This window comes from Escherichia sp. MOD1-EC5433, from assembly GCF_002966005.1.
Taxonomy (GTDB): Bacteria; Pseudomonadota; Gammaproteobacteria; order Enterobacterales; family Enterobacteriaceae; genus Escherichia; species Escherichia ruysiae.
Genome location: NZ_PTRL01000001.1, coordinates 595,289 through 621,843, shown reverse-complemented (window position 1 = coordinate 621,843; position 26,555 = coordinate 595,289). Strand labels below are relative to the sequence as shown.

Genomic DNA, 26,555 nt, shown 5'->3' with positions numbered 1-26,555 from the left:
GACTGTTAATAAGCTGGCAAACTTATCAGTAACAGTACAATCAGTATGATGACAAGTCGCATCATAACCCTTCTCCTTCAAGCCCTCGCTTCGGTGAGGGCTTTACCGTTACAGCCCTGTGCTGCCCCGCCATCGTAAACTCTCTTTAAATAAGCACAACGCTTTGATCTGGCTTTAAATCTTTTCTTCGAGCGCGCTCGTAAAACGTCATGCAAGGTATGAATACATTGTGGGCAAAAGAGATTTATTACGGCAGTAAACGAGGACAGTGATGTGACTATCAAAAAGATCGGTTCAGGCGACGCCTCCCGCATCGCCCTGATTGACATCGTTGATTCTTTGACCTAATTTAGTGAGTAAGGGTAAGGGAGGATTGCTCCTCCCCTGTGACTGACTGTTAATAAGCTCCGAAACTTATCAGTAACAGTACAATCAGTATGATGACAAGTCGCATCATAACCCTTCTCCTTCAAGCCCTCGCTTCGGTGAGGGCTTTACCGTTACAGCCCTGTGCTGTCCCGCCATCGTAAATCCTCTTCGAATAAAGGCAACGCATTGATCTGGCTTTGATTTATTTCTTCGAGCAGACTCGCAAAGCCGATTGCAGCACACTGCAAATGCAGTGATAAGCGCGGGAAAAGGGATAAAAAAACGGGCAAGTCAGCGACCTGCCCGTTGTTTGTCAGAGAAGGGAATCAGTACAGCAGACGGGCGCGAATGGTGCCCGGAATCGCTTTCATTGCCTGTAATGCTTTTTCAGCAACGTCTTCATCTGCTTCAATATCAATAACTACGTAGCCCATCTGAGCAGATGTTTGCAAATACTGCGCGGCGATGTTAACGCCCTGCTCTGCAAAGATTTTGTTCAGCGCAGTCAGCACGCCCGGACGATTTTCGTGGATGTGCATCAGACGGCGGCCACCGTGCAGCGGCAGCGAGACTTCCGGGAAGTTCACCGCAGAGAGCGTGGAGCCATTGTCAGAGTACTTGATCAATTTACCCGCAACTTCCAGGCCGATATTCTCCTGCGCTTCCTGAGTCGAACCGCCAATGTGCGGCGTCAGCAGGACGTTGTCGAATTCGCACAGTGGTGAGGTAAACGGATCGCTGTTGGTCGCTGGTTCTGTTGGGAATACATCGATTGCCGCACCAGCCAGATGTTTGCTCGCCAGTGCGTCACACAGCGCCGGAATATCAACCACAGTACCGCGCGAGGCGTTAATCAGCAGCGAGCCGGGCTTCATCAGCGAGATCTCTTTCGCGCCCATCATGTTTTTGGTGGACGGGTTTTCAGGCACATGCAGGCTCACCACGTCACTCATATTCAGCAGGTCGGAAAGATGTTGCACCTGCGTCGCGTTGCCCAGCGGCAGTTTGTTTTCAATATCATAGAAGTAAACATACATCCCCAGCGACTCCGCCAGAATGCCAAGCTGCGTACCGATATGACCATAACCAATGATACCCAGCTTTTTGCCGCGCGCTTCAAAAGACCCCGCTGCCAGTTTGTTCCATACGCCACGGTGCGCTTTGGCGTTGGCTTCCGGCACTCCGCGCAATAGCAGCAGAAGTTCGCCAATCACCAGCTCGGCGACAGAACGCGTATTCGAAAACGGTGCGTTAAATACCGGAATCCCGCGTTTTGCCGCAGCATTTAAATCAACCTGGTTTGTGCCTATGCAGAAACAGCCAATAGCGACCAGCTTTTCTGCGGCATTAATCACTTCTTCGGTCAGATGGGTACGGGATCGCAGGCCGATGAAGTGGGCATCGCGGATGGATTCTTTTAATTGTTCATCATCCAGCGCGCCTTTATGAAATTCGATGTTGGTGTAACCTGCCGCGCGAAGACTTTCCAGCGCCTTTTGGTGCACGCCTTCTACCAGCAGAAACTTAATCTTGTCTTTCTCCAGCGATACCTTTGCCATTTACCCAATCCTGTCTTTGAAATGTTGTGTGTGGATTTACATCCGCCTTTCAACATATCAAAAAATAATAATGCGGCAATATGAACGTTTGCGTCGCGATGTTGAGGAAATATCACGAGAGGTTGATTAACAGAAGAAAATGCTGAAGATGAGACTTTCTTTAGCGTGTTAGGCAAAAGTGAGTTAAAAACGTGATAGATGTCACCAAATTTAACAATGCAAAAAATTTTTAACGGGGGAACGAACTCCCCCGTCAGATCATTTCACAATGGTTTTAACGCCGTCAGGCGTGCCAATCAGCGCGACGTCCGCGCCACGGTTGGCAAACAGACCAACAGTAACTACACCCGGAATTGCGTTAATCGCATTTTCCATCGCCACCGGATCAAGGATTTCCATACCGTGGACGTCGAGGATTACGTTGCCGTTATCAGTCACCACGCCCTGACGATATTCCGGACGACCGCCAAGTTTCACCAGTTGACGAGCCACTGCACTACGCGCCATCGGAATCACTTCCACCGGCAACGGGAATTTGCCCAGAATATCGACCTGCTTGGAGGCGTCCGCGATGCAGATAAATTTCTCTGCAACCGAGGCGATGATTTTTTCACGCGTCAGCGCCGCACCGCCGCCTTTGATCATCTGCATATGACCGTTGATTTCATCTGCACCGTCAACGTAGATGCCGAGGCTGTCAACTTCATTGAGGTCAAATACATGAATGCCAAGACTTTTTAGTTTTTCAGTGGATGCATCCGAGCTGGAAACTGCCCCTTCAATCTGACCTTTCATCGTGCCGAGTGCATCAATAAAGTGTGCGGCGGTGGAACCTGTACCAACACCAACAATGGTTCCGGGCTGAACATACTGAAGTGCCGCCCATCCTACTGCTTTTTTCAATTCATCCTGCGTCATGATCGTTTCGCCTGTGGTATGAAATTTCAGACGCATTATATACAAAAAAAGCGATTCAGACCCCGTCAGCAAGTCGTACGGATAACTCATCCATGAAATAACAGACAATGGCGGGCATCCCCTTTCACCCCGGCAAATCTGGGTATCAGGAGGCATCAGAATTACCCTTCTATCCCCCAGTCTGCATATCTGAAACTACGCCGATAAAGGTGAAGCTCTGTAATACAATTAATTGATAATATTACCAATAAAAATCACATCCAGTGCCAGTAACTCGCCCACAGAACCTTGCCTGTACGCTCCACAAAGCCTAAAAAAACACGGTGTTGTCAGTCAAAATTTCCATTATGGCTGCTTTTGTATACGTTAAATGCTCTGTACCCAAAGCAAAATTATGTCATAGTTCGGCATAAGAAAATTTGAGGAGCAGGTTAAAGCAATGAAACGCCCGGACTACAGAACATTACAGGCACTGGATGCGGTAATACGTGAACGAGGATTTGAGCGCGCGGCACAGAAATTGTGCATTACGCAATCAGCCGTCTCACAGCGCATTAAGCAGCTGGAAAATATGTTCGGGCAGCCGTTATTAGTGCGTACTGTCCCGCCGCGACCTACAGAACAAGGGCAAAAACTGCTGGCACTGCTTCGCCAGGTCGAATTGCTGGAAGAAGAGTGGCTGGGGGATGAACAAACCGGTTCAACCCCGCTACTGCTTTCACTGGCGGTCAACGCTGACAGTCTGGCAACCTGGCTGCTACCGGCGCTGGCTCCGGTGCTGGCTGATTCCCCTATTCGTCTGAACTTGCAGGTGGAAGATGAAACCCGCACCCAGGAACGTCTGCGTCGCGGTGAAGTGGTTGGCGCGGTGAGTATTCAACATCAGGCGCTGCCCAGTTGTCTTGTCGATAAACTTGGCGCGCTCGACTATCTGTTCGTCAGCTCCAGACCATTTGCTGAAAAATACTTTCCCAATGGAGTAAGCCGCTCCGCGCTGCTCAAGGCTCCGGTGGTGGCGTTTGACCATCTCGACGATATGCACCAGGCCTTTTTACAGCAAAACTTCGATCTGCCGCCAGGTAGCGTGCCGTGCCATATCGTTAACTCGTCTGAAGCCTTCGTTCAACTCGCTCGCCAGGGAACAACCTGCTGTATGATCCCACACCTGCAAATTGAGAAAGAACTGGCGAGCGGCGAGCTGATCGACCTTACGCCAGGGCTGTTTCAACGGCGAATGCTCTACTGGCACCGCTTTGCCCCAGAAAGCCGCATGATGCGTAAAGTCACCGATGCTTTGCTCGACTATGGTCACAAAGTGCTTCGTCAGGATTAATCAATCACTTAATGCCTGGTAGCACATATCAGGCATTTTCCTTTTTTCTTTTTACCTTCTTTGAACAACGTCACGAAACAGACAAATCTCACGCGGCAAAAAACGACGTCCCAATGCATTTTTTTTGCTGGCGACAACCCCGTGTAAAAAGCTCACCGTAAGCGCATCCCACCATTTTGATTGCGTTTTATGGAGCAAATAATGTCTAACGTGCAGGAATGGCAACAACTTGCCAACAAGGAATTGAGCCGTCGGGGGAAAAACGTCGACTCACTGGTACGGCAAACGGCGGAAGGGATAACCATCAAGCCGCTGTATACCGAAACCGATCTCGACAATCTGGAAGTAACCGGCACCCTTCCAGGCTTGCCCCCCTACGTTCGTGGTCCACGTGCCACCATGTATACCGCTCAACCGTGGACCATTCGTCAGTATGCTGGTTTCTCCACGGCAAAAGAATCTAACGCCTTTTATCGCCGTAACCTCGCTGCCGGGCAAAAGGGCCTTTCCGTTGCCTTTGACCTCGCCACCCACCGTGGTTACGACTCTGACAATCCGCGCGTTTCAGGCGACGTCGGTAAAGCAGGCGTCGCTATCGACACCGTTGAAGATATGAAGGTGCTATTCGACCAGATCCCGCTGGATCAAATGTCGGTATCGATGACTATGAACGGGGCGGTGTTGCCAGTACTGGCGTTTTATATCGTGGCCGCTGAAGAGCAAGGCGTTACACCCGATAAACTCACAGGCACCATCCAGAACGACATTCTGAAAGAGTACCTCTGCCGCAATACCTATATTTATCCGCCAAAACCGTCTATGCGTATTATCGCTGACATCATCGCCTGGTGTTCCGGCAATATGCCGCGCTTTAATACCATCAGTATTAGCGGTTACCACATGGGCGAAGCGGGAGCCAACTGCGTGCAGCAGGTGGCATTTACTCTCGCTGATGGAATTGAGTACATCAAAGCTGCACTTTCTGCTGGCCTGAAAATTGACGACTTTGCCCCGCGCCTGTCGTTTTTCTTTGGCATCGGTATGGATCTTTTCATGAACGTCGCCATGCTGCGCGCCGCACGTTATCTCTGGAGTGAGGCGGTAAGCGGATTTGGAGCCAAAGATCCAAAATCACTGGCACTGCGCACCCACTGTCAGACCTCAGGCTGGAGTCTCACCGAGCAAGATCCCTATAACAACGTTATCCGCACCACCATTGAAGCGTTGGGCGCCACACTTGGCGGTACACAATCACTGCATACCAACGCTTTTGATGAGGCACTTGGACTGCCAACCGACTTCTCGGCACGTATAGCCCGTAATACTCAGATAATCATTCAGGAAGAGTCAGAAATCTGCCGCACCGTCGATCCACTGGCCGGATCTTATTACGTTGAGTCGTTGACCGATCAGATCGTTAAACAAGCCAGAGCTATTATCCAACAGATCGATGAGGCTGGTGGCATGGCGAAAGCGATCGAAGCGGGTTTGCCAAAACGAATGATCGAAGAGGCGTCTGCGCGTGAGCAGTCACTGATCGATCAGGGCAAACGCGTGATTGTTGGTGTTAACAAGTACAAGCTGGATCACGAAGACGAAACCGATGTCCTTGAGATAGACAACGTGATGGTACGTAACGAGCAGATTGCTTCACTGGAGCATATTCGCGCCACCCGCGATGATGCTGCCGTAACCACCGCACTGAATGCTCTGACTAATGCGGCACTGCAAAACGAAAACCTGCTGGCTGCTGCTATTAATGCGGCACGCGTTCGCGCGACATTGGGTGAAATCTCCGATGCGCTGGAAGCCGCTTTTGACCGTTATCTGGTGCCGAGCCAGTGTGTTACTGGCGTGATTGCGCAAAGCTATCATCAGTCGGAAAAATCAGCTTGCGAATTTGATGCGATTGTTGCGCAAACGGAACAGTTCCTCGCGGATAACGGCCGTCGCCCGCGCATTCTGATCGCCAAAATGGGGCAGGATGGACACGATCGCGGGGCCAAAGTCATTGCCAGCGCCTATTCCGATCTTGGATTTGACGTTGATTTAAGTCCGATGTTCTCGACACCAGAAGAGATCTCCCGCCTGGCGGTGGAAAACGACGTTCATGTGGTGGGCGCGTCCTCACTCGCTGCCGGGCATAAAACACTGATCCCGGAACTGGTAGAAGCCCTCAAAAAATGGGGACGCGAAGATATCTACGTAGTCGCTGGCGGCGTTATTCCACCGCAGGATTATGCCTTCCTGCAAGAACGTGGCGTGGCAGCAATTTATGGTCCGGGTACTCCCATGCTCGACAGCGTACGTGATGTACTGAATCGGATTAGCCAGCGTCATGATTAACGAAGCCACGCTGACAGACAACATTCGGCGCTTACGTCAGGGTGAGCGTGCCACGCTCGCCCAGGCGATGACGCTGGTAGAAAGCCGTCATCCACGTCATCAGGAACTAAGTACTCAGTTGCTCGACGCCATCATGCCGTTTTGTGGAAATGCACTGCGCCTGGGCGTTACCGGCACACCTGGCGCGGGGAAAAGCACCTTTCTTGAAGCTTTCGGTATGTTGCTGATTCGCCAGGGGCTGAAAGTCGCGGTAATTGCCGTCGATCCCAGCAGCCCAGTGACCGGTGGCAGCATTCTTGGCGATAAGACCCGGATGACCGAACTGGCGCGTGCCGATACGGCATTTATTCGCCCGGTTCCATCATCCGGTCATCTGGGCGGCGCCAGCCAGCGGGCGCGGGAGTTAATGCTGTTATGCGAAGCGGCGGGTTATGACGTGGTGATCGTTGAAACCGTCGGCGTCGGGCAGTCGGAAACCGAAGTAGCCCGCATGGTGGACTGTTTTATCTCACTGCAAATCGCCGGTGGTGGTGATGATCTCCAGGGCATTAAAAAGGGGCTGATGGAGATGGCAGATCTGATTGTCATAAACAAAGACGATGGCGATAACCACGCGAATGTCGCCATTGCCCGCCATATGTACGAGGGCGCTCTGCATATTCTGCGTCGCAAATATGACGAATGGCAGCCGCAGGTTCTTACCTGTAGCGCGCTGGAAAAATGCGGTATTGATGAGATTTGGCACGCAATTATCGATTTCAAAACCGCACTTACCGCCAGCGGTCGTTTGCAACAAATGCGGCAACAACAATCGGTGGAATGGCTGCGTAAACAAACCGAAGAAGAGGTGCTGCACCACCTGTTCGCGAATGAAGATTTCGATCGCTATTACCGCCAGACGCTATTAGCAATCAAAAACAATACGCTCTCGCCGCGCACCGGCTTGCGGCAGCTCAGTGAATTTATCCAGACTCAATATTTTGATTAAAGGAATTTTTATGTCTTATCAGTATGTTAATGTCATTATCATCAACAAAGTGGCGGTCATTGAGTTTAACTATGGCCGCAAACTCAATGCATTGAGTAAAGTCTTTATTGACGACCTGATCCAGGCGCTAAGCGATCTCAACCGACCCGAAATTCGCTGTATCATCCTGCGTGCCCCGAGTGGTTCCAAAGTTTTCTCCGCAGGCCACGACATCCATGAACTGCCATCAGGCGGTCGCGATCCTCTCTCTTACGATGATCCGCTACGGCAAATTACCCGTATGATCCAAAAATGCCCGAAACCGATTATCTCAATGGTCGAAGGTAGCGTCTGGGGAGGTGCTTTTGAAATGATCATGAGTTCCGATCTGATCATCGCCGCCAGCACATCGACCTTCTCAATGACCCCAGTTAACCTTGGCGTACCGTATAACCTGGTGGGCATCCACAACCTGACCCGCGACGCGGGCTTCCACATCGTCAAAGAACTGATATTTACTGCTTCGCCAGTCACCGCCCAACGCGCGCTGGCTGTTGGCATTCTCAACCACGTTGTTGACATCAGCGAGCTGGAAGATTTCACCCTGCAAATGGCGCACCACATTTCCGAAAAAGCACCGCTGGCGATCGCGGTAATCAAGGAAGAACTGCGCGTGCTGGGCGAGGCGCACACGATGAATTCAGACGAATTTGAACGTATTCAGGGGATGCGCCGAGCAGTTTATGACAGCGAGGATTATCAGGAAGGTATGAACGCTTTCCTGGAAAAACGTAAACCTACTTTCGTCGGGCATTAATGCTCAGCGAATGAAGGAGCAAAAGATGAATATGATCTGGGCAAGGATGACCGCCGATGAAGCGGCGGAAATTATCCAGCACAATGATATGGTAGCATTCAGCGGCTTTACCCCTGCGGGTTCACCTAAAGCTCTACCTGTCGCTATTGCTCATCGTGCCAACGAACAACATGAGGCGAAAAAACCGTACCAGATTCGCCTGCTAACCGGAGCGTCAATTAGCGCCGCCGCCGATGACGTGCTCTCTGAAGCTAACGCCGTTTCATGGCGCGCTCCGTATCAAACATCATCTGGGTTACGCCAAAAGATCAATCAGGGGGCAGTCAGTTTTGTTGATCTACACTTGAGCGAAGTCGCGCAAATGGTTAACTACGGCTTCTTCGGCGACATTGATGTTGCGGTAATTGAAGCCTCAGCCATCGAGCCGGATGGACGTGTCTGGTTAACCAGTGGGATCGGTAACGCTCCGACCTGGTTACTGCGGGCCAAGAAAGTAATCATTGAACTCAATCACTATCATGATCCGCGCGTTGCGGAACTGGCGGATATTGTGATTCCTGGCGCACCACCGCGACGCAATAGCGTTTCGATCTTCCATGCGATGGATCGCGTCGGTACTCGTTATGTGCAAATTGATCCGAAAAAGATTGTCGCGGTCGTGGAAACCAACTTACCTGATGCAGGTAAGCTGCTGGATAAGCAAAATCCCATGTGCCAACAGATCGCCGACAATGTGGTTACCTTCTTATTACGTGAAATGGCACAGGGGCGCATTCCGCCGGAATTTCTGCCACTGCAAAGTGGGGTAGGCAACATCAATAATGCGGTAATGGCGCGTCTCGGGGATAACCCGGATATTCCACCGTTTATGATGTATTCGGAAGTGCTACAGGAATCAGTAGTTCATCTTCTGGAAACTGGAAAAATCACCGGAGCCAGCGCCTCCAGTCTGACTATCTCTGCCGATTCATTGCGTAAGATTTATGACAATATGGACTATTTCTCCTGTCGCATTGTGTTACGTCCGCAGGAGATTTCCAATAACCCGGAAATTATCCGCCGCCTTGGCGTTATCGCTCTGAACGTCGGCCTGGAGTTTGATATTTACGGGCACGCCAACTCAACGCATGTTGCCGGTGTTAATTTAATGAACGGTATCGGCGGCAGCGGTGATTTTGAACGCAATGCTTATCTGTCGATCTTTATGGCGCCGTCGATCGCCAAAGAAGGAAAAATATCAACCATCGTGCCGATGTGTAGTCATGTTGATCACAGCGAGCACAGCGTGAAAGTGATCATCACTGAACAAGGGATCGCCGATCTGCGCGGCCTCTCTCCACTTCAGCGCGCACGCGCTATCATCGATAACTGCGCCCATCCCATGTACCGTGACTATCTGCATCGCTATCTGGAAAATGCCCCTGGCGGGCATATTCACCACGATCTTAGCCACGTTTTCGATCTGCATCGTAACTTGATCGAAACGGGTTCAATGCTGGGTTAATTGCTCGTACCATCACGATCTTCAGCAATTTGCTGTAGCATCGTGGCGGTATAGCGATGATTTTTCAGTGAATAGAGATATTCCTGCATATACATTGGCGTATGCGGCGCATCAAAATATTTCAGCGTTGCCGGATTCACCAGTCGCCAGGCAAAATGTGGAATGACTGTCAGAAAATGTCCGCGCTCAACGGCGCTGATTTTGGCCATAAAACTGTAGGGGCGATAAATGATTGTTGGATTGATCCCACAAGGGCGCATGTTCGCATCAATCATCGCTTCATAGTTAGCGCGGTTCTGAAAGCGCATCTGTAACCACGGTAGCTCCTGTAATAACTCCTGCTCCTGACGTTCTTCAAAACGGCGGGAAACAAGAAACCCTAGCCGCAGCGGCGACAGTTCGCTGATAGTTAGATTTTCCAGCCCCTTTACTCGGGCGGATACATGCTGCGGAGAGATAATAAAATCAAACTGACGGTAGAAGAGATTATCGATAACCCCATTTTCGCTAAACTCAACCGGCTGAGCAGTCACCCCTTCATATTTATCACCAAGACTGATTAGCTGATCAAAAATAATCGTCGGATAAGTATTATCGATGCCAATGACAATTTCATGAGAATGACGCCCGGAATTATGAATTTCATTATCAATAGCAGAAAGTCGTTGGTAAACCGGGAATAGTTTTTGATAAAGTTCCTGCCCGGCTTTATTAAGGCTAATGTTGTTATCTTTACGGGTAAACAGCGTATAACCAATTTGCTCCTCCAGCGCGGCAATACTTTTGCCAAACGGTGAAGCCGTCATATGAATCTTTTCTGCTGCCCGAGCAATATTATTGGTTTGCGCTAATAAAATAAAATTGCGCATCTTTTTCGAAATAAAAATATCCATACCCTCTCCCAAACATCACTGTCCGCTTAACCGTTTCAGTTATTCAATCTTTGATGAAATCGCGAGCAAAGATAGGTAATTGCATCATGGTTTTACAGAAAATTACAGAAAAAGGAGACGATATAAGGTGAAGACATTAGCCCGACAAATGAGTCGGGCTAAATGTATTATTGTGCGGTAGGTGTTTTTGCAGGTTGCTGATCAACGGGTTCTAACTGGAAGACCACATCCACCTGATCATCAAACTGAATAGCGGCCTGCTCGTAAGTTTCCTGAGCAGAAACCGGCGCGGCATCAGCTTTCATCATCCGAACCATCGGGCTGGGCTGATAGTTGGAAACATGGTAGCGCACGCTATACACCGGTCCCAGTTTGCGATTAAAGCCATTTGCCAGCTCCTGCGCCTGATGAATCGCGTTATCTATCGCTGCCTTACGCGCTTTATCTTTATAGGTATCCGGTTGCGCTACGCCCAACGAAACAGAACGAATTTCGTTAAGACCGGCCTTCAGCGCACCATCCAGCAACGAATTCAGTTTGTCTAACTGACGAACTGTTACTTCTACCGTTCTCACTGCCCGATAGCCTTTCAGAATACTTTTGCCATCCTGGTAATCGTAATCTGGCTGGGTACGTAAATTCGCAGAACTGATATCTTTTTTCGCGATCTGATTGAGTTCAAGGAAAGAGATATATTGCGCCACGCGCTCATCCGCTTGTTTCTTGGCGGTAGCAGCATCCTTCGCTGCCACATTAACTTCAATAGCAAGAGTGGCAATGTCTGGCACTGCATCTACGCTTGCCGTTCCTGAAGTGACAATGTGCGGACCATCCGGTAGTTCATTGGCCTGTACTGCCATCCCGCTGAAACCCATCAATGCCGCCAGGGCGATAACTTTGAACTTCACGTTAGTCTCTCCGTGTTAATTTACTTGCCCAAAATTCAAAACCTCTGTAGGCAAGCTTAGCGTCTCTGTTTTTATTTTCCATAAGATAGCGCCTAACTGAACAAGGCTTGTGCATGGGCAATACCATCTCTCGCCAGCTGTAGGGCGATAAACCACATTACGCTACCAACAATAATATTAATAATACGCTGCGCTTTGGCGGTACGCAGACGCGGTGCCAACCAGGCTGCGAGAAGAGCCAGACCAAAGAACCACAAGAAAGAGGCGCTAATCGTCCCAAGCGCAAACCAGCGTTTTGGTTCGACGTCGAGCTGCCCGCCGAGGCTCCCCAATACCACAAAGGTATCCAGATAAACATGGGGATTCAGCCAGGTCACTGCCAGCATGGTGGCAATAATTTTCCAGCGTCCCTGTTTCATGACTTCAGCACTAACCAGCTCAATATTACTGCTCATCGCCGTTTTAAAAGCGCCAAAGCCATACCACAGCAAGAAGGCAACGCCGCCCCAGGTCACTAAGGCCAATAACCACGGTGACTGCATCAGTAACGCGCTACCGCCAAAAATCCCGGCGCAAATCAGAACCAAATCGCTGATTGCACAAAGTAAGGCAATCATAATGTGGTACTGGCGGCGAATACCCTGATTCATCACAAAAGCATTTTGTGGACCGAGCGGCAGGATCATAGCCGCACCAAGTGCAAGACCTTGAAAATAATAAGAAAACACGTTAAACATTCCGAATTAATTATCTGATGCAGAGACTATAGCGCGGGATTGTTATTAGCGGAAATTGATAATATTAATTGGCAATCAGAATAACTAATAAGAGAGAGGCCAGATAGTATTATCTGGCCTCAGCGTTGATTATGCAGCTTTGTCCTCTTTCACCCGCTTAAAATTCACATCCATTTGCGGGTACGGGAAGCTGATACCAGCAGCATCAAATTCGCGTTTAATACGCTCCAGCACATCCCAGTAAACGTTTTGCAGATCGCCGCTGTTGCTCCAGACGCGGACCACGAAATTAATCGAGGATGCGCCAAGCTCGTTCAGACGCACGGTCATTTCGCGATCTTTTAAAATGCGATCGTCAGACTGGATAATATCGGTCAGGATCTGCTTCACCTGATCGATATCGGAATCATACGCCACACCAATGATAAATTCGTTACGGCGCGCAGGCTCGCGAGAGAAGTTAATAATATTACCGGCAATAATTTTACCGTTCGGGATAACGATAATTTTACCGTCTGCGGTGCGCATAGTCGTAGAGAAAATCTGCACGCTCTGCACTGTACCGGCAACACCGCCGAGGTCGACATATTCACCGGCACGGAACGGGCGGAACAGTACCAGCAACACGCCAGCGGCCAGGTTAGACAGAGAACCCTGCAACGCCAAACCTACAGCTAAACCTGCGGCACCCAGCACGGCGATAACCGATGCGGTTTGAACGCCCACGCGACCTAACGCTGCGATCAGCGTAAAGGCAATAATCGCATATCGGGCTAATGCAGAGATAAAATCAGCTACGGTGGCATCTATGTTACGGGAGATCATCAGGCGATTCACCGCGTTGGAGATCATCCGCGCGACAATCAAACCGATAATGATAATCGCGAGAGCCGCCACGATGTTTACAGCATAACTCAGCAACAGCGCCTGGTTGTTCACCAACCAGGAACCTGCACCGTGTATGCTATCGACAACATTCAAATCTTCCATTCAATATTCCTTTTTAACTGACTCAAAATGGAGAAATACACTCCGCCGCCTTATGACGGGCGGTCTGACAAGGGTAAACAATAAAGTATAATTTTGCCAAATAGATCACAAAATTCTCATCTGCATCACCTTGCTTTTGGCGAAAAAAAAGCCCGCTATGCTGGCCTCCTCAGATTGTTGGCAAGGTGCGCTTTGTTCATGCCGGATGCGGCGTAAACGCTTTATCGGTCCTATGAAAGCATTTAAGTTCACGTAGGCCTGATAAGCGTAGCGCATCAGGCAATTTTTCTTTTGGCGAAAAAAAGACCCGCAAAGCGGGTCTTGAGATAAGCAAAAAGGAATATCTTACAGAACGTCGATCGCGTTCAGTTCCTTGAATGCTTTTTCCAGACGAGCGATCATCGAAGTCTGACCGGCACGCAGCCATACGCGCGGATCGTAGTATTTCTTGTTCGGCTGATCTTCGCCTTTCGGGTTGCCCAGCTGACCCTGCAGGTAAGCTTCATTTTCTTTGTAGTAGTTCAGAACACCTTCCCAGGTTGCCCATTGGGTATCGGTATCGATGTTCATTTTCACTACACCGTAGCTTACGGAGTCTTTGATTTCTTGAGCAGTAGAACCGGAACCGCCGTGGAATACGAAGTTCAGGCTGTTGTGCGGCAGGTTGTGTTTCTTAGAAACATATTCCTGAGAATCGCGCAGGATAGTCGGGGTCAGAACCACGTTACCCGGCTTGTAAACGCCGTGTACGTTACCGAAGGAAGCAGCGATGGTGAAACGCGGGCTGATTTTGCTCAGCTCGGTGTATGCGTAATCAACGTCTTCCGGCTGGGTGTACAGTGCAGAAGCGTCCATGTGGCTGTTGTCCACGCCGTCTTCTTCACCACCGGTGCAACCCAGTTCGATTTCCAGAGTCATACCGATTTTGGACATGCGCTCCAGGTATTTAGAGCAGATTTCAATGTTCTCTTGCAGAGATTCTTCAGACAGGTCGATCATGTGAGAAGAGAACAGCGGCTTACCGGTAGCAGCGAAGTGTTTTTCACCTGCGTCCAGCAGACCGTCGATCCACGGCAGCAGTTTCTTCGCGCAGTGGTCAGTGTGCAGGATAACCGGAACACCGTAGTGTTCCGCCATCTGGTGTACGTGATGTGCACCAGAGATCGCGCCCAGGATAGCTGCACCCTGCGGAACGTCAGATTTCACGCCTTTACCAGCGATAAAAGAAGCACCACCGTTGGAGAACTGAACGATAACCGGCGCTTTAACTTTAGCAGCGGTTTCCAGTACGGCGTTGATGGAGTCAGTACCGACACAGTTTACTGCTGGCAGTGCGAAGTTGTTTTCTTTTGCTACCTGGAAAACTTTCTGTACGTCATCACCAGTGATTACGCCAGGTTTTACGAAATCAAAAATCTTAGACATGTTTCTTTGTCCTGTATCGTCGGGCTGTAGAAAAAGTGCGTGCTTTAAAAGCGCGCTGAAACAAGGGCAGGTTTCCCTGCCCTGTGATTTTTTTACTTCTTAGCGCGCTCTTCGAGCATCGCTACTGCAGGCAGTACTTTACCTTCCACGAATTCGAGGAATGCGCCGCCGCCAGTGGAGATGTAGGAGATTTTGTCAGCAATACCGAACAGGTCGATTGCTGCCAGAGTGTCGCCGCCACCAGCGATGGAGAACGCTTCGCTGTCTGCGATAGCGTTAGCCACGATTTCAGTACCTTTACGGAAGTTCGGGAATTCGAACACACCAACCGGGCCGTTCCACAGAATGGTTTTCGCATTCTTCAGGATTTCAGCCAGTTCTTGCGCAGAAGCGTCGCCGATATCCAGGATCTGCTCGTCAGCTTTCACGTCGTTAACAGATTTCAGAGTAGCCGGAGCAGTTTCAGAGAACTCAGTTGCTACGCGAACATCAGACGGAACCGGGATGTTGCAGGTGGTCAGCAGACGTTTTGCTTCGTCAACCAGGTCTGCTTCGTACAGAGATTTACCCACATCGTGGCCTTGTGCCGCGATAAAGGTGTTAGCAATACCACCACCAACGATCAGCTGGTCAGCGATTTTAGACAGGGAGTCCAGAACGGTCAGTTTGGTAGAAACTTTAGAACCACCAACGATAGCCACCATCGGACGAGCTGGTTCTTTCAGTGCTTTACCCAGCGCGTCCAGTTCAGCCGCCAGCAGCGGGCCTGCGCACGCAACGTCAGCGAATTTACCGATACCGTGAGTAGAAGCCTGCGCGCGGTGAGCAGTACCGAATGCATCCATTACGAACACGTCGCACAGTGCAGCGTATTTCTTGGACAGAGTTTCGTCGTCTTTCTTCTCGCCTTTGTTGAAGCGAACGTTTTCCAGAACAACCAGTTCACCTTCAGCAACGTCAACGCCGTCGAGGTAATCTTTAACCAGGCGAACCGGGTTAGACAGTTTGTCTTTCAGGTAGTTAACAACCGGCAGCAGAGAGAATTCTTCATTGTACTCGCCTTCGGTAGGACGACCCAGGTGGGAAGTTACCATCACTTTAGCGCCTTGTTTCAGAGCCAGTTCGATGGTCGGCAGAGAAGCACGGATGCGTGCGTCGCTGGTTACTTTCCCGTCTTTTACTGGTACGTTCAGATCCGCACGGATAAATACACGTTTCCCAGCAAGATCCAGATCGGTCATCTTAATTACAGACATGGTGAATCCTCTCGTTGATTCTAAAAGTTTTGCAGACGCTGCTTGCGTCTTACCTGAAAGCAACAGTAGCCATCGCTAACGTCGTGTCGAGCATTCGGTTAGCAAAGCCCCATTCGTTATCGCACCAGACCAACGTTTTGATCAGGTGTGCGCCACTGACCCGGGTTTGGGTGCCATCGACAATGGCACTGTGCGGATCGTGGTTAAAATCTACAGAGACCAACGGTAATTCCGTATAGTCAACTATACCATGAAATGCACCTTGTGCCGCCTTTTGCAGCAACTGGTTGACTTCATTGGCTTTTACAGGTTTCTTCACCGTCACGCTTAAATCAATTGCCGTCACATTTATGGTTGGCACACGTACCGCAATCGCTTCAAAACGATCGTTAAACTGCGGGAAAAAACGCGTGATACCAGCGGCCAGTTTTGTATCGACCGGAATAATCGACTGACTGGCTGCCCGGGTGCGACGCAGGTCAGGATGGTATGCATCAATAACCTGTTGATCGTGCATGGCGGAGTGAATTGTGGTCACAGTGCCGGACTCAATACCGTACGCATCATCTAACAATTTGATGACGGGAATTATGCAATTCGTGGTACAGGAAGCGTTAGAAACGATGCGGTGTTCCGCACGAAGTTGATCCTGATTGACGCCGTAAACAACGGTCGCGTCGAGATCGTTACTGCCAGGATGTGAAAAGAGCACTTTTTTGGCCCCGGCGGCAATATGCGCTTCGCCATGCTCGCGAGTGCCGTATACGCCAGTGCAGTCGAGAACCACATCGACGCCAAGTTCACGCCAGGGAAGCGATTGCAGTGAACGTTCATGCAATACGCGGATGGCGTCATCACCAACAAAGAGTTGATCGCGTTCCTGACGTACTTCCCATGCAAAACGGCCATGGCTGGTGTCATATTTCAACAAATGCGCCATGCCCGCAGCATCAGCCAGTTCGTTGATTGCCACCACGGTGATTTCCGCCCGGCGTCCGGATTCATACACAGCACGAACCACATTACGCCCGATGCGACCGAAGCCATTTATCGCTACGCGTACGGTCATAGGTCTCCTGCAAGGCTTTCTCTAAGCAAATTTGCCAGACAGAGTAGTCCAGCAAATCGTTCGGGAAAACCTTACCTGTCGCAAATCGCGACTGATTGGTTAATTGTCGAACATTTAATCGACTGAAACGCTTCAGCTAGGATAAGCGAAACGCGGAATAAAAGGAATGATTGTCCAGTCAAAGAAGACAATTATCTGACTTACGTCACGTTTTTCGCCCTGATTCGCCAGGAATTATTCCACCTCGCAGAATCACGAATAAGCGTAGCAAAATCTTTTCGTTATGCCGTCATAAACCCTGACTTATATCAGAATATGACTGATGCAGCGTCGATATCATCCGCAATACGTCCGAGTTTCGGAGTACTTCAATGATGACATTGCCTCACCCTTATTCTTCAACTGCACGCTTTTACGCGCTGCGCCTGCTTCCCGATCAGGAAGTTTTCTCTCAATTACGCGCCTTCGCACAGCAGCAACAGCTTCACGCTGCGTGGATTGCTGGTTGTACCGGCAGTCTGACTGATGTTGCTTTGCGCTATGCCGGGCAAGAAAACACCACCCTTCTAAGCGGTAAGTTTGAAGTGATCTCACTGAACGGCACGCTGGAACAGACGGGCGAACATCTTCATCTCTGCGTTTCTGACCAACACGGTGCGATGCTTGGCGGTCATATGATGCCCGGCTGTACCGTGCGCACCACGCTTGAACTGGTGATCGGCTGCCTGGAAGAACTGGCATTTAGTCGCCAACCTTGTGCACTTTCTGGTTACGACGAGTTGCATATTTCCCCCGTTAACTAACTATTTTCAGAGAGGTTTTCTTATGGCGCGTCGCCACTTTTCCAGTCAGGCTCTGGTGCTGATCGTTATCTCTATCGCCATCAATATGATCGGCGGGCAACTGGCCAGCATGGTCAAACTACCTATTTTTCTCGACTCCATCGGCACGCTTATTAGCGCGGTACTGCTTGGGCCGGTGGTCGGTATGCTGACCGGCTTGCTGACCAATTTACTTTGGGGATTATTGACCGACCCGATCGCCGCCGCTTTTGCTCCCGTAGCGATGATCATTGGTCTGGTCGCGGGCTGGCTGGCGCGGGTGGGTTGGTTTCGCACCCTACCGAAAGTCGTTGTCAGCGGCGTGATTATTACCCTGGCGGTCACAGTCGTTGCTGTACCGTTACGTACTGCGCTGTTCGGCGGCGTAACCGGTAGTGGAGCCGATTTGTTCGTTGCCTGGATGCACTCTATGGGGCAAAACCTGGTGGAATCGGTGGCGATTACGGTGATAGGCGCGAACCTGGTCGATAAAATTCTCACGGCGGTGATTGTCTGGCTTTTACTGCGACGACTGCCGATTCGCACTACGCGCCATTTTCCAACGATGGCAGCCGTGCGCTAAATGCATCCGTTTACCTCATTAACGCTGTGGGCGCTGGCGGCCTGCACCACGCTAGTCCTGCCCGCGCAGACCATTTTGCCGGTCTATAGCGCGGCGACCTTTCTCTGTCTCATTGCGTTAAAAGCCACGCGGCGACGGGCAAAATATGTCGCCTGGCTGATGTTTTCGCTGGGGGTCGGGCTGTGGCTAGTGCACGGTGGCTGGCTGACAGAATGGATAAGCGGAACGCCGCGCAATCCAGAACGTTGGGCATTTGCTATTACGCTCTGGCTGCGCATTCTGGCTATTGTTTCCACTTCGCAGTTGTGGATGCAGTACGTACCCGTGCAATGTTTTATCCGCGCTTTGTTTGCTTCTCGCCTGCCGCCGGGCGTCGCTTATCTGTTTGCCGGACCGCTGCTGGTCGTTGAGCAGTTAAAACGGCAATTAGCGATTATTCATGAAGCACAGCGTGCGCGTGGCGTGCCGCTGGATGAAGGCTGGTATCAGCGTTTACGTGCGATGCCGGCGTTAATTATTCCGCTAACACACAATGCGCTTAACGATCTGGCGATCCGTGGTGCGGCGCTGGATATGCGGGCATTTCGCTTACATAACCGGCGCACTACGCTATGGGCACCACCTGACAGTAAATTACAAAAAGTGTCTCGTTACACCATGATATTGCTGATACTGGCAGAACCCGGAGTGTGGCTATGGTTACGTTAGAACAGTTTCGCTATTGTCCGACGCACTCAACGCACTCTCCGTTCTGTTATGACTTTCACTATGACAAACCGGGGATGGTCGCCATCTTTGGGGACAACGGCAGCGGCAAAAGCACGCTGGCGCAGCTGATGGCGGGTTGGTATCCGGACTTCCTGCCGGGTGATATCGCTGGCATGGGAATGCTCCTCAATACGCCTATTGGGCAACTCTCACTAAACGAACAAGCCGCTACCATTCAACTCATCCAGCAATCTCCCTATTTGCAGCTTTCTGGCTGTACCTTCAGCGTGGAAGAGGAAATTGCGTTTGGACCAGAAAATCTGTGTCTGGAAGAAGCCGAGGTTATGGCGCGCATTGACGCAGCCCTGACCCTGACCGAGTGCCAGTCGTTGCGCCATCGTCACCCAGCAACGCTCTCCGGCGGAGAGACCCAACGTGTGGTCATCGCCTGCGCTATCGCCATGCAACCAAAACTATTAATTCTTGATGAAGCCTTTAGCCGACTGACGTCGCAAGCCAGCGAAATGCTGTTGCAACGTTTACAACACTGGGCGCTGGAATGTGATTCGCTGATTATTCTTTTTGAACGTCATCGCACACCTTTCCTGAACTATTGCCAGCAAGCGTGGCAACTGCAAAACGGAGTGCTCCGGTCATTATGTTAACGTTAAATCAGGTGACTTATCGCTGGCCAGGTGCGGCAACGGATTGTCTTTGCGACATTTCTCTGCAACTCAAACAAGGTGAATGGCTGGCGCTGACCGGCGACAACGGCGCGGGTAAATCGACACTGTTACGCATCATGGCGGGTCTTCTTCCCCCATCTTCCGGTACAGTAATATTGCAACAACAGGCATTACATACGCTTAAGAACCGCCAACGCGCGGCAAAGATTGGCGTGCTGTTTCAGGAAGTGGAAAACCAGCTGTTTCATAGCACCGTCGCTGAAGAGGTCGCGTTTGGCCTGAAATTACAAAAATACTCACCCGCAGACATCGCGAAACGCACCGAATACGCCCTGCAATGTTGTTAGTTAGCAGACGTTGCCAGCGCGCATCCATTGGATCTGCATAGCGCACAGCGAAGGATGGTCGCCGTCGCCAGTCTGGAAGCTCTCGCCCCGCCGCTGTTATTACTTGACGAACCGAGCCGAGATTTTGATGCCCAATGGCTGGCGGTATTTGAAAGCTGGCTGGAAAAGTGCCGCCAGCGAGGTGCAAGCGTGGTGGCAATCAGCCATGACGCCGCGTTTACCCGGCGTCATTTTTCTCGCGTTGTGAGACTGGAAGGCGGTGTAGTGAGAGACGTCAATCCGCCAGACGATATTCACCGCTAGCCGTCATCATTAAGGTCAAATTTGCCGGCAGACTCTGTTCCAGCACCCGGCGAACATTTGGGCCGTCGGTACGTTCATAAAAGGCTTCAGCGTCTGCCAGCGATAACCCTCCCGCCAGCTTGCGCCCCACCAGCCGTTCCCGTAACGCAGCTGCGGGCGCGTTGATAAAGATCGAGAAATCACAAAATTGCGCAAGCGTGCGCCACTTCTCGTCATCCAACAACAGCCAGTTTCCTTCTACGATAATGATCGGTGCAGTAACGTGTAACGCATCTTCTACGGGATCATGCTTTTGTCGATCGTACTGCGGCCACGTACAATCCCCTTCCACTGCCCGGCGCAGATTTTCCGCCAGTTTCGCCACGTCAAACGTCTGCGGTGCGCCTTTATAAGGGCGAAGCTGATACTCATCCAGCCAGCTATTGTAATGGTGAAAACCATCCATCGGGAGCGTCTGAATAGCGGGTAATTCGGGATCTTGTTGTGCAAGATATTCCCAGAAGGTCGTTAGCGTAGATTTGCCCGTCCCCGGTGGAGCGCAAAGAAATACCACCGTGCGCCGCTGCGGATTTACCGCCTGCAAGGCGGCCAACATGTGCAGCAATGGTTTATGCACGTGTTTTATCTCTTCATCATGGTACTGCGCTTGCACGTTCAGCCCATTCACCGTTAATTCAATTTTCACGGCGTTAATTCCTTTAAGGTTGTCGTTACTGCCAGCGTCAACGCCGTTTTGACCATCCCGGTAAAACGCCCCTCTGACCAGACGGCGAAATCGGCGAACTTCATCGCCTTTAACGCATCATAGAGAGTCGCATTGCGGGTTATACTATTGACGTTGCTGATAAAATCCCAGGTTATGTCATCGGCAAATCCTGGGGGGGAATCCTGTTCGTTCAGGTAATGCCAGAACTGAGAAAAATGCGTGATATCGGCGTACAGCCATTTATCCATTTTCCCCAGCGCATAAATTAAACGCAGCGCAACATCAATATCGTCAAGCGGGCCGCTTTGGGCGAGTAACGGTTTCACTGCATATTCCACGATCTCTTCATCGTTATCGACAAACAGCGACGGCAGAAACTGGCGTATTCCCTGGAGCAAAATGGTATGCGCAGTTTTCATAAATGAAAATAAATTGTCCTGTGCGTCCAGTTGCTCAAGCACATCATCTTCTGTCAGCGTCGCCATTCGTCTTCCGATAGATCACCATCAATGCAGGGAATCTATTATATTACACGTTTGGTCCGCGCCGCCGATCAGTAATGTCTGCGTCCGCACCCCATTCGCCGTCTGTTGTATACCGTTCACCAGCTCTCCGCCCGTGACGCCCGTGGCACTAAAGAGGATATCTTTTCCCCTCACCAGTTCGTCGAGTGAGTACACACGGTTAACGTCAACACCCATTTCCTTACACCGCTTGCGCTCTTGCTCTGCAATTTGCCGATTTTCGGTGTAGTCACCTTTGGCCTGACAAAAATCAATCAGCTCGGCCTGCATATCCCCGCCCAATGCTTTAACAGCGCAGGCAGAAATAACGCCCTCTGGCGCACCGCCGATGGTGTACATCACGTCGTAAGGATTATCCTGCCAGCAGGTCAGCACGCTGGCGGCAACATCGCCATCCGGCAGAGCAAAAACCTTCACGCCAAGCTGCGTCGCTTCCTCAATCGCGGCACTCAGGCGCGGTTTATCAAGCGTAACCATACGTAACCGATCCAGTGGTTTACCTAACGCTTTCGCTACGTTGCGCAAGTTTTCTGTAAGGGGCAAAGACAGATCGATTGCCCCGGCAGCCAGTCGATTAACGACCAGTTTTTTCATATACATATCGGGCGCGTGTAACAGGCTGTCTCGTGGGGCGAAAGCCATGACCGCCAGCGCATTGCTCTGCCCCATCGCCACCATCCGGGTGCCTTCAATCGGGTCAACCGCGATATCGACTTCTGGCCCATCGCCTTTGCCCACATCTTCGCCAATCCACAGCATCGGCGCGTGGTCAATTTCTCCCTCGCCGATAACCACTCGCCCACGAAAAGCGACGTCGTTTAATGCCTGGCGCATCGCGGTGACCGCCAGGCCATCAATTTTATTTTTGTCGCCACATCCGGTTTGCGGCCAGGCAGCCAACGCTGCCTGCTCCGTAACGCGAAATAATGGCCACGCCAGGGACATCATTGCGCGGCCTCCCCGATATCAACGCCAAATTGCGCCAGCAGATATTTCTCGGCCTGCTCATTCCAGATACCGTGCGTTTCCTCAACCAGCCGCGCCAGCTCTTTAAACAGCGGATCTGTTTTGCCTTTTTCGGCAAAATCGCTAATGGCGGTGAGCGGCATGGTGACGCCGTTGTAGATGAGTTTTTTACCGCCGGGGATATCCGGCAAATTGAGCACGGTTTCTGGCACCGCATCCAGCCCACCGATATGGGTAACCATAAACGACGGCTGCAACTGCCCCGTGGCGCTAAGGGCTATCGCCTCTTTCATATCGTCCGTTGAACCGCCGGATGTACCGACGACGTGGGTACTGTTGTAATGGACGTTGTAGAAATTAAATGGCACTTTGAAGTTTTTATCCGTCGGGCCGGCAAAGAAGTTCAGGCAGCCATCTTCCGCCAGTAATTCATCAGCCATCTCGACGACTGAAGGCACCGCTGCATAGACAAACACGTCATCGAACCCGGCATCTCCTGTCAGCGTCCGTAGCGTCTGGACTGGATCGCTCATCCCTTTGGTATTCACATACACCAGCTCAATGCCCTTGCTTGCAGCCAGTTCCACCGGCAACAACTTCTGCACCTGCGCCAGGCGTTTTTCGTCGATATCGACCACCACTACCCGCGACGGTTGTACGCCGCCGTTAATGGCGTAATCTATAGCGCCAATTCCCATCGGGCCAGCACACGCCAGCAGCGCAATATTGCCACCAGGTTTGACGCCCATGCGATGCTCATAAACATATTGCGTGGTGTGATAATTGGCATGATAAGCGCCAATAATGCAGCACATCGGCTCCGCCAGCGACGCCGCTGCAAAATAAGAACCGTGATACGGTAATACACAGCCCAGGTTAATGGCGATTTCGGGAATAATCATATAGGTGGCATTACCGCCGAAATATTCGTAGCTGTATCCGGCTGAATATCCAGTGGGTAATCCCATTGCCGGTTGCAGTACAAAACGTTGGCCTTTTTTATATTTGTCGGTGAGATTTTTACCCACTTCGACAATAACCCCGGCACATTCATGCCCGGTAATTACCGGATGATTTTCTAAATCGTCAGGCACCCGTTTATGTTCGCTACCGAGTAACGCCGCTTTCCAGGTCGATAAACAAATGCTGTCAGAAATTACACTCACCAACAGTTCATTATCGGTAATTTCTGGCAGTTCAAATTCGCGCAGACGGACATCCCGCTTGCCATAAATAGCAGCAACTTTGGTTTTCATTTTTACCTCTGTAATCAGTGTTTATGTTCGGCGGTTAATTGATTAAATAAAGTGTCGAGCTTTGGATCACCAATATAGTTATTAATCAATATCAGCGGTTTATCCGTCACACGTTTCACGCGTCCTTCCAGACTGGCGTGTGTGACCACAATATCGGCATCCGCAGGCACGTTTTCTATCGCGTAATGTTTTACTTCTATTGCCAGCCCCGCTTTTTCCAGGCGCTTACGGAAGGTGGTTGCGCCCATCGCGCTGGAGCCCATCCCCGCATCGCAAACAAAGGCAATGCGTTTCACACGGCTTAACGAAAATGCGCCTTCCTGCTTCATTGCTTTAACCGCATTGGCTGACTCGGTAAATTCATCTTCACTCTCAGTCTCCACCGTTTTTTCCATCTTCAGAATCAGAGAAGTGATGACAAAGGAGACCAGGGTGCCGACCGTAACACCGGCAATTGTCGCAAGGAACGAGCCTTTCGGCGTCAGTGCCAGGTAGGCAAAGATAGACCCCGGACTTGGGCCTGCAACCAAACCGCCATCCAGTAAGTTAAACATCCAGGTGCCAGACATACCGCCCGCAATCATGGCAATAATGGTCAGTGGCTTCATCAGCACATACGGGAAATACAGTTCGTGGATGCCGCCAAGAAAGTGAATAATCATCGCACCCGGCGCAGAACGTTTACTCATTCCTTTACCAAACAGACTAAACGCCAGCAGCAACCCCAACCCAGGCCCCGGATTCGACGCCACCATAAAGAAGATGGATTTGCCGTTAACCGAAGCCTGTTGCATACCCAACGGGTAATAAACACCCTGATCGATCGCGTTATTGAGGAAAAGCACTTTCGCAGGTTCATTGATAACAGACAGCAGGGGCAGATAGCCCGCATGTACCAGCGCCTCAATACACTCTTTGACGAAAGTATTGGCTATTAACACCGCTGGACCGATAACTTCAAAACCTAACAGGCAGAGAGCCATGCCGGCGATACCTAATGAGAAGTTATTGATAACCATCTCAAAACCAGCGGGGATGCGTTTTTCCAGTGCCTTATCGACATATTTAATCATCAGGCCGCCAAGCGGTCCCATAATCATCGACCCCAGGAACATGGGGATCTCAGCACCAACAATTACGCCAATCGTCCCTATGCCCCCCATCACCGCGCCGCGTTTACCGCCGACAAGGTGGCCACCGGTAGAACCAATCATCACCGGTAATAAATAGGTAATCATTGGGCCGACAATTTTGGCGAAATGTTCATTCGGCAGCCAGCCGGTAGGAATAAATAATGCAGTAATAAAACCCCAGGCAATAAAAGCTCCGATATTGGGAATGACCATAGCGGTCAAAAAGCCCCCAAAAGCCTGAACCTTTGCACGAGCAGACTTGTTTTCCATAATATTATCCTGTAGAGGAGAGAGTCCATTATTCGCGGCTGATAATGTCCGCTAATTGTTTTTCTGATGATGCTGTTAAGAGTTGTTCAAGTATTTCTTCTTCGCACAGTAATTCACTTAACGCCTGAATAGCGCCAATGTGCGAATCGGCATCGGCAGCAGAAAGCCCGATGAGTAATTTAATCGGTTCGTCATTCCCGGAAAAATAAACACCTTGTTTAAGTAACGTCAAAGACATCCCGGTTTTGAGCGCCCCACATTCCGGTCGCGCATGAGGCATTGCCACGCCTGGTGCGAGAATATAATAAGGGCCATTGCTAATGGTGGAATCTTTAATAGCCTGAATGTAATTCTCGCTGATATAGTCTTTTGTTAATAATGATGCCATCGAAAAATCAATAGCCTCCTTCCAGTCTTTAGCTGCATGTATCACTGAGATTGATGATTCTGGAAAATAATCAATAAGCCGCATAAATTATCCCTATTTTTAGAGTACCGACTGTCGGTGAAAATAAAATACGCGCGCAAAAAATTGAAAGCAATTGGGCTAAAAAGGCGAAACACCTGAAGAGGAAAAATAAACAAGCCATAAATAACAACAGGTTGCGATTAGTAATTATAAAGTCAACTTTCTGTTTGTGAGTTGAATTGCAAATAAGACAAATTTATTATTATTGTGTTTGTGATCATGCTCACCATTTATAGCTTGAAAGTACGAAAACAGATAAAATTAAATCTTACAGCCCCTTCTTTATAGATTCTTAATATTCGGGGTTGACTGTTATCCTCACATCAGAGGGGGCATATTCCTTGCTTTGCTCAATTTCTGACGCTTATGAGAAGTCGATTGAAGATCGAATGAAAGCGGAAGTCGCCATTGCCACACGTAAGCAAAATCTGGAAACGGAGAAAATCCAGGCGCAAATTGCGGTAACTCAGGCTCAGGCAGAAGCAGACAGCAGCTAAAGCGGAGACTATTGCGTAAGAGGTGCGGCTAAAGCTGAAGCTATCCGCCTGCGCGGTGAGGCTCTGCGGGACAATCCGGGTCTTGTTGCCCTTACCACTGCTGAGCGTTGGGACGGCAAATTACCCGATACCATGCTCCCCGGCAGTACCGTTCCGTTTATCTCAACCAAGTAAAAAGAGCCGCGTTTGCGGCTC

Annotated in this window: 26 protein-coding genes and 2 pseudogenes; 11 read left to right on the top strand and 17 right to left on the bottom strand. The window is 50.4% G+C overall.

All coding sequences use genetic code 11. The features are described 5' to 3' along the window. Nucleotides 1–5: 5 nt before the first annotated feature. The 4 genes from C3D30_RS03165 to rpiA form a co-directional block, all read right to left on the bottom strand. Entirely contained in the window at nt 6–65 is a 60-nt protein-coding gene (locus C3D30_RS03165; protein WP_100635201.1) for a type I toxin-antitoxin system Ibs family toxin, read from the bottom strand. Between the two features lie 332 nt (nt 66–397). Further along, nucleotides 398–457, bottom strand: a complete 60-nt coding sequence (gene ibsC / locus C3D30_RS03155; RefSeq protein ID WP_071524576.1) for a type I toxin-antitoxin system toxin IbsC — start codon at nt 455–457, stop codon at nt 398–400. Between the two features lie 238 nt (nt 458–695). Next, the gene (gene serA / locus C3D30_RS03150) at nt 696–1,928 is read right to left on the bottom strand and encodes a phosphoglycerate dehydrogenase (protein ID WP_001151617.1); all 1,233 of its coding nucleotides are present in this window, start codon (nt 1,926–1,928) and stop codon (nt 696–698) included. A gap of 258 nt (nt 1,929–2,186) precedes the next feature. Further along, nucleotides 2,187–2,846: a ribose-5-phosphate isomerase RpiA gene (rpiA, locus tag C3D30_RS03145; protein ID WP_024191163.1), complete on the bottom strand. Its 660-nt coding sequence runs from the start codon at nt 2,844–2,846 to the stop codon at nt 2,187–2,189. Nucleotides 2,847–3,285: 439 nt separating this feature from the next. Between rpiA and argP the strand changes: the two genes are divergently transcribed. The 5 genes from argP to scpC all read left to right on the top strand — a co-directional run bounded on the left by argP (nt 3,286) and on the right by scpC (nt 9,813). Next, complete coding sequence (gene argP / locus C3D30_RS03140; RefSeq protein ID WP_000828352.1) at nt 3,286–4,179, top strand: DNA-binding transcriptional regulator ArgP; 894 nt, start codon at nt 3,286–3,288, stop codon at nt 4,177–4,179. Nucleotides 4,180–4,380: 201 nt separating this feature from the next. Beyond that, nucleotides 4,381–6,525 carry a methylmalonyl-CoA mutase gene (scpA, locus tag C3D30_RS03135; RefSeq protein ID WP_105286451.1) on the top strand — a complete coding sequence of 715 codons (2,145 nt, stop codon included), beginning with the start codon at nt 4,381–4,383 and terminating at the stop codon, nt 6,523–6,525. After that, nucleotides 6,518–7,513, top strand: coding sequence for a methylmalonyl Co-A mutase-associated GTPase MeaB (gene meaB, locus C3D30_RS03130; protein WP_000606538.1), 996 nt, complete (start codon nt 6,518–6,520; stop codon nt 7,511–7,513). The genes scpA and meaB overlap by 8 nt, the downstream gene beginning before the upstream one ends. Before the next feature lie 10 nt (nt 7,514–7,523). Next, nucleotides 7,524–8,309: a methylmalonyl-CoA decarboxylase gene (scpB, locus tag C3D30_RS03125; RefSeq protein ID WP_000122067.1), complete on the top strand. Its 786-nt coding sequence runs from the start codon at nt 7,524–7,526 to the stop codon at nt 8,307–8,309. Between the two features lie 10 nt (nt 8,310–8,319). Next, nucleotides 8,320–9,813, top strand: coding sequence for a propionyl-CoA:succinate CoA transferase (gene scpC, locus C3D30_RS03120; protein WP_491625045.1), 1,494 nt, complete (start codon nt 8,320–8,322; stop codon nt 9,811–9,813). On the opposite strand, the gene srsR is transcribed toward scpC, so the two are convergent. The 7 genes from srsR to epd form a co-directional block, all read right to left on the bottom strand. Beyond that, nucleotides 9,810–10,706 (bottom strand): LysR family transcriptional regulator SrsR, encoded by an 897-nt coding sequence (gene srsR / locus C3D30_RS03115; RefSeq protein ID WP_000350789.1) that lies wholly within the window; start codon nt 10,704–10,706, stop codon nt 9,810–9,812. The two genes, scpC and srsR, sit on opposite strands and share 4 nt — an antisense overlap. A 167-nt stretch (nt 10,707–10,873) precedes the next feature. Further along, entirely contained in the window at nt 10,874–11,614 is a 741-nt protein-coding gene (locus C3D30_RS03110) for an oxidative stress defense protein (RefSeq protein WP_000669826.1), read from the bottom strand. A 92-nt stretch (nt 11,615–11,706) separates the two neighbouring features. Then, on the bottom strand, nt 11,707–12,342 hold the full coding sequence (argO, locus tag C3D30_RS03105) for an arginine exporter ArgO (RefSeq protein ID WP_105286525.1): 636 nt from the start codon (nt 12,340–12,342) through the stop codon (nt 11,707–11,709). A 138-nt stretch (nt 12,343–12,480) separates the two neighbouring features. Further along, the gene (gene mscS, locus C3D30_RS03100) at nt 12,481–13,341 is read right to left on the bottom strand and encodes a small-conductance mechanosensitive channel MscS (RefSeq protein ID WP_000389808.1); all 861 of its coding nucleotides are present in this window, start codon (nt 13,339–13,341) and stop codon (nt 12,481–12,483) included. A gap of 345 nt (nt 13,342–13,686) precedes the next feature. Then, the gene (gene fbaA / locus C3D30_RS03095; protein WP_000034374.1) at nt 13,687–14,766 is read right to left on the bottom strand and encodes a class II fructose-bisphosphate aldolase; all 1,080 of its coding nucleotides are present in this window, start codon (nt 14,764–14,766) and stop codon (nt 13,687–13,689) included. A gap of 92 nt (nt 14,767–14,858) precedes the next feature. Then, nucleotides 14,859–16,022, bottom strand: a complete 1,164-nt coding sequence (pgk, locus tag C3D30_RS03090) for a phosphoglycerate kinase (RefSeq protein WP_000111269.1) — start codon at nt 16,020–16,022, stop codon at nt 14,859–14,861. Nucleotides 16,023–16,071: 49 nt separating this feature from the next. Beyond that, nucleotides 16,072–17,091, bottom strand: a complete 1,020-nt coding sequence (epd, locus tag C3D30_RS03085; protein WP_105286450.1) for an erythrose-4-phosphate dehydrogenase — start codon at nt 17,089–17,091, stop codon at nt 16,072–16,074. Nucleotides 17,092–17,462: 371 nt separating this feature from the next. On the opposite strand from epd, the gene C3D30_RS03075 reads away from it, so the two are divergent. The 5 genes and pseudogenes from C3D30_RS03075 to C3D30_RS03055 all read left to right on the top strand — a co-directional run bounded on the left by C3D30_RS03075 (nt 17,463) and on the right by C3D30_RS03055 (nt 20,539). Beyond that, the gene (locus tag C3D30_RS03075; RefSeq protein WP_000988685.1) at nt 17,463–17,894 is read left to right on the top strand and encodes a PPC domain-containing DNA-binding protein; all 432 of its coding nucleotides are present in this window, start codon (nt 17,463–17,465) and stop codon (nt 17,892–17,894) included. Nucleotides 17,895–17,916: 22 nt separating this feature from the next. After that, nucleotides 17,917–18,495, top strand: a complete 579-nt coding sequence (locus tag C3D30_RS03070) for an ECF transporter S component (protein WP_016231422.1) — start codon at nt 17,917–17,919, stop codon at nt 18,493–18,495. Beyond that, complete coding sequence (locus C3D30_RS03065; protein WP_105285483.1) at nt 18,496–19,203, top strand: energy-coupling factor transporter transmembrane component T; 708 nt, start codon at nt 18,496–18,498, stop codon at nt 19,201–19,203. It begins immediately after the preceding gene. Beyond that, nucleotides 19,191–19,868: an ABC transporter ATP-binding protein gene (locus C3D30_RS03060; RefSeq protein WP_105286449.1), complete on the top strand. Its 678-nt coding sequence runs from the start codon at nt 19,191–19,193 to the stop codon at nt 19,866–19,868. Before C3D30_RS03065 ends, C3D30_RS03060 begins: the two co-directional genes overlap by 13 nt. After that, nucleotides 19,862–20,539: pseudogene (locus C3D30_RS03055) on the top strand (ABC transporter ATP-binding protein). The gene C3D30_RS03060 and the pseudogene C3D30_RS03055 overlap by 7 nt, the downstream one beginning before the upstream one ends. Here C3D30_RS03055 and C3D30_RS03050 read toward each other — a convergent pair. Genes C3D30_RS03050 through cmtB form a run of 6 tightly spaced genes read right to left on the bottom strand, consistent with a single transcriptional unit; the run spans nt 20,511 to nt 25,866 of the window. Beyond that, nucleotides 20,511–21,224 carry a nucleoside/nucleotide kinase family protein gene (locus C3D30_RS03050; protein WP_105286448.1) on the bottom strand — a complete coding sequence of 238 codons (714 nt, stop codon included), beginning with the start codon at nt 21,222–21,224 and terminating at the stop codon, nt 20,511–20,513. The pseudogene C3D30_RS03055 and the gene C3D30_RS03050 overlap by 29 nt on opposite strands. Further along, entirely contained in the window at nt 21,221–21,730 is a 510-nt protein-coding gene (gene fumE / locus C3D30_RS03045; protein WP_016159696.1) for a fumarase E, read from the bottom strand. The genes C3D30_RS03050 and fumE overlap by 4 nt, the downstream gene beginning before the upstream one ends. A 21-nt stretch (nt 21,731–21,751) precedes the next feature. Further along, on the bottom strand, nt 21,752–22,717 hold the full coding sequence (glpX, locus tag C3D30_RS03040) for a class II fructose-bisphosphatase (protein WP_016159697.1): 966 nt from the start codon (nt 22,715–22,717) through the stop codon (nt 21,752–21,754). Continuing rightward, the gene (locus C3D30_RS03035) at nt 22,714–23,991 is read right to left on the bottom strand and encodes a zinc-binding dehydrogenase (protein WP_105286447.1); all 1,278 of its coding nucleotides are present in this window, start codon (nt 23,989–23,991) and stop codon (nt 22,714–22,716) included. Before C3D30_RS03035 ends, glpX begins: the two co-directional genes overlap by 4 nt. A 14-nt stretch (nt 23,992–24,005) precedes the next feature. Beyond that, nucleotides 24,006–25,394: a PTS mannitol transporter subunit IICB gene (gene cmtA, locus C3D30_RS03030; RefSeq protein ID WP_000428776.1), complete on the bottom strand. Its 1,389-nt coding sequence runs from the start codon at nt 25,392–25,394 to the stop codon at nt 24,006–24,008. A gap of 28 nt (nt 25,395–25,422) precedes the next feature. After that, the gene (gene cmtB, locus C3D30_RS03025; protein WP_016159700.1) at nt 25,423–25,866 is read right to left on the bottom strand and encodes a PTS mannitol transporter subunit IIA; all 444 of its coding nucleotides are present in this window, start codon (nt 25,864–25,866) and stop codon (nt 25,423–25,425) included. Between the two features lie 353 nt (nt 25,867–26,219). On the opposite strand from cmtB, the pseudogene C3D30_RS03020 reads away from it, so the two are divergent. After that, nucleotides 26,220–26,534, top strand: a pseudogene (locus C3D30_RS03020) (SPFH domain-containing protein); the annotation flags it as partial. Between the last annotated feature and the right edge of the window lie 21 nt (nt 26,535–26,555).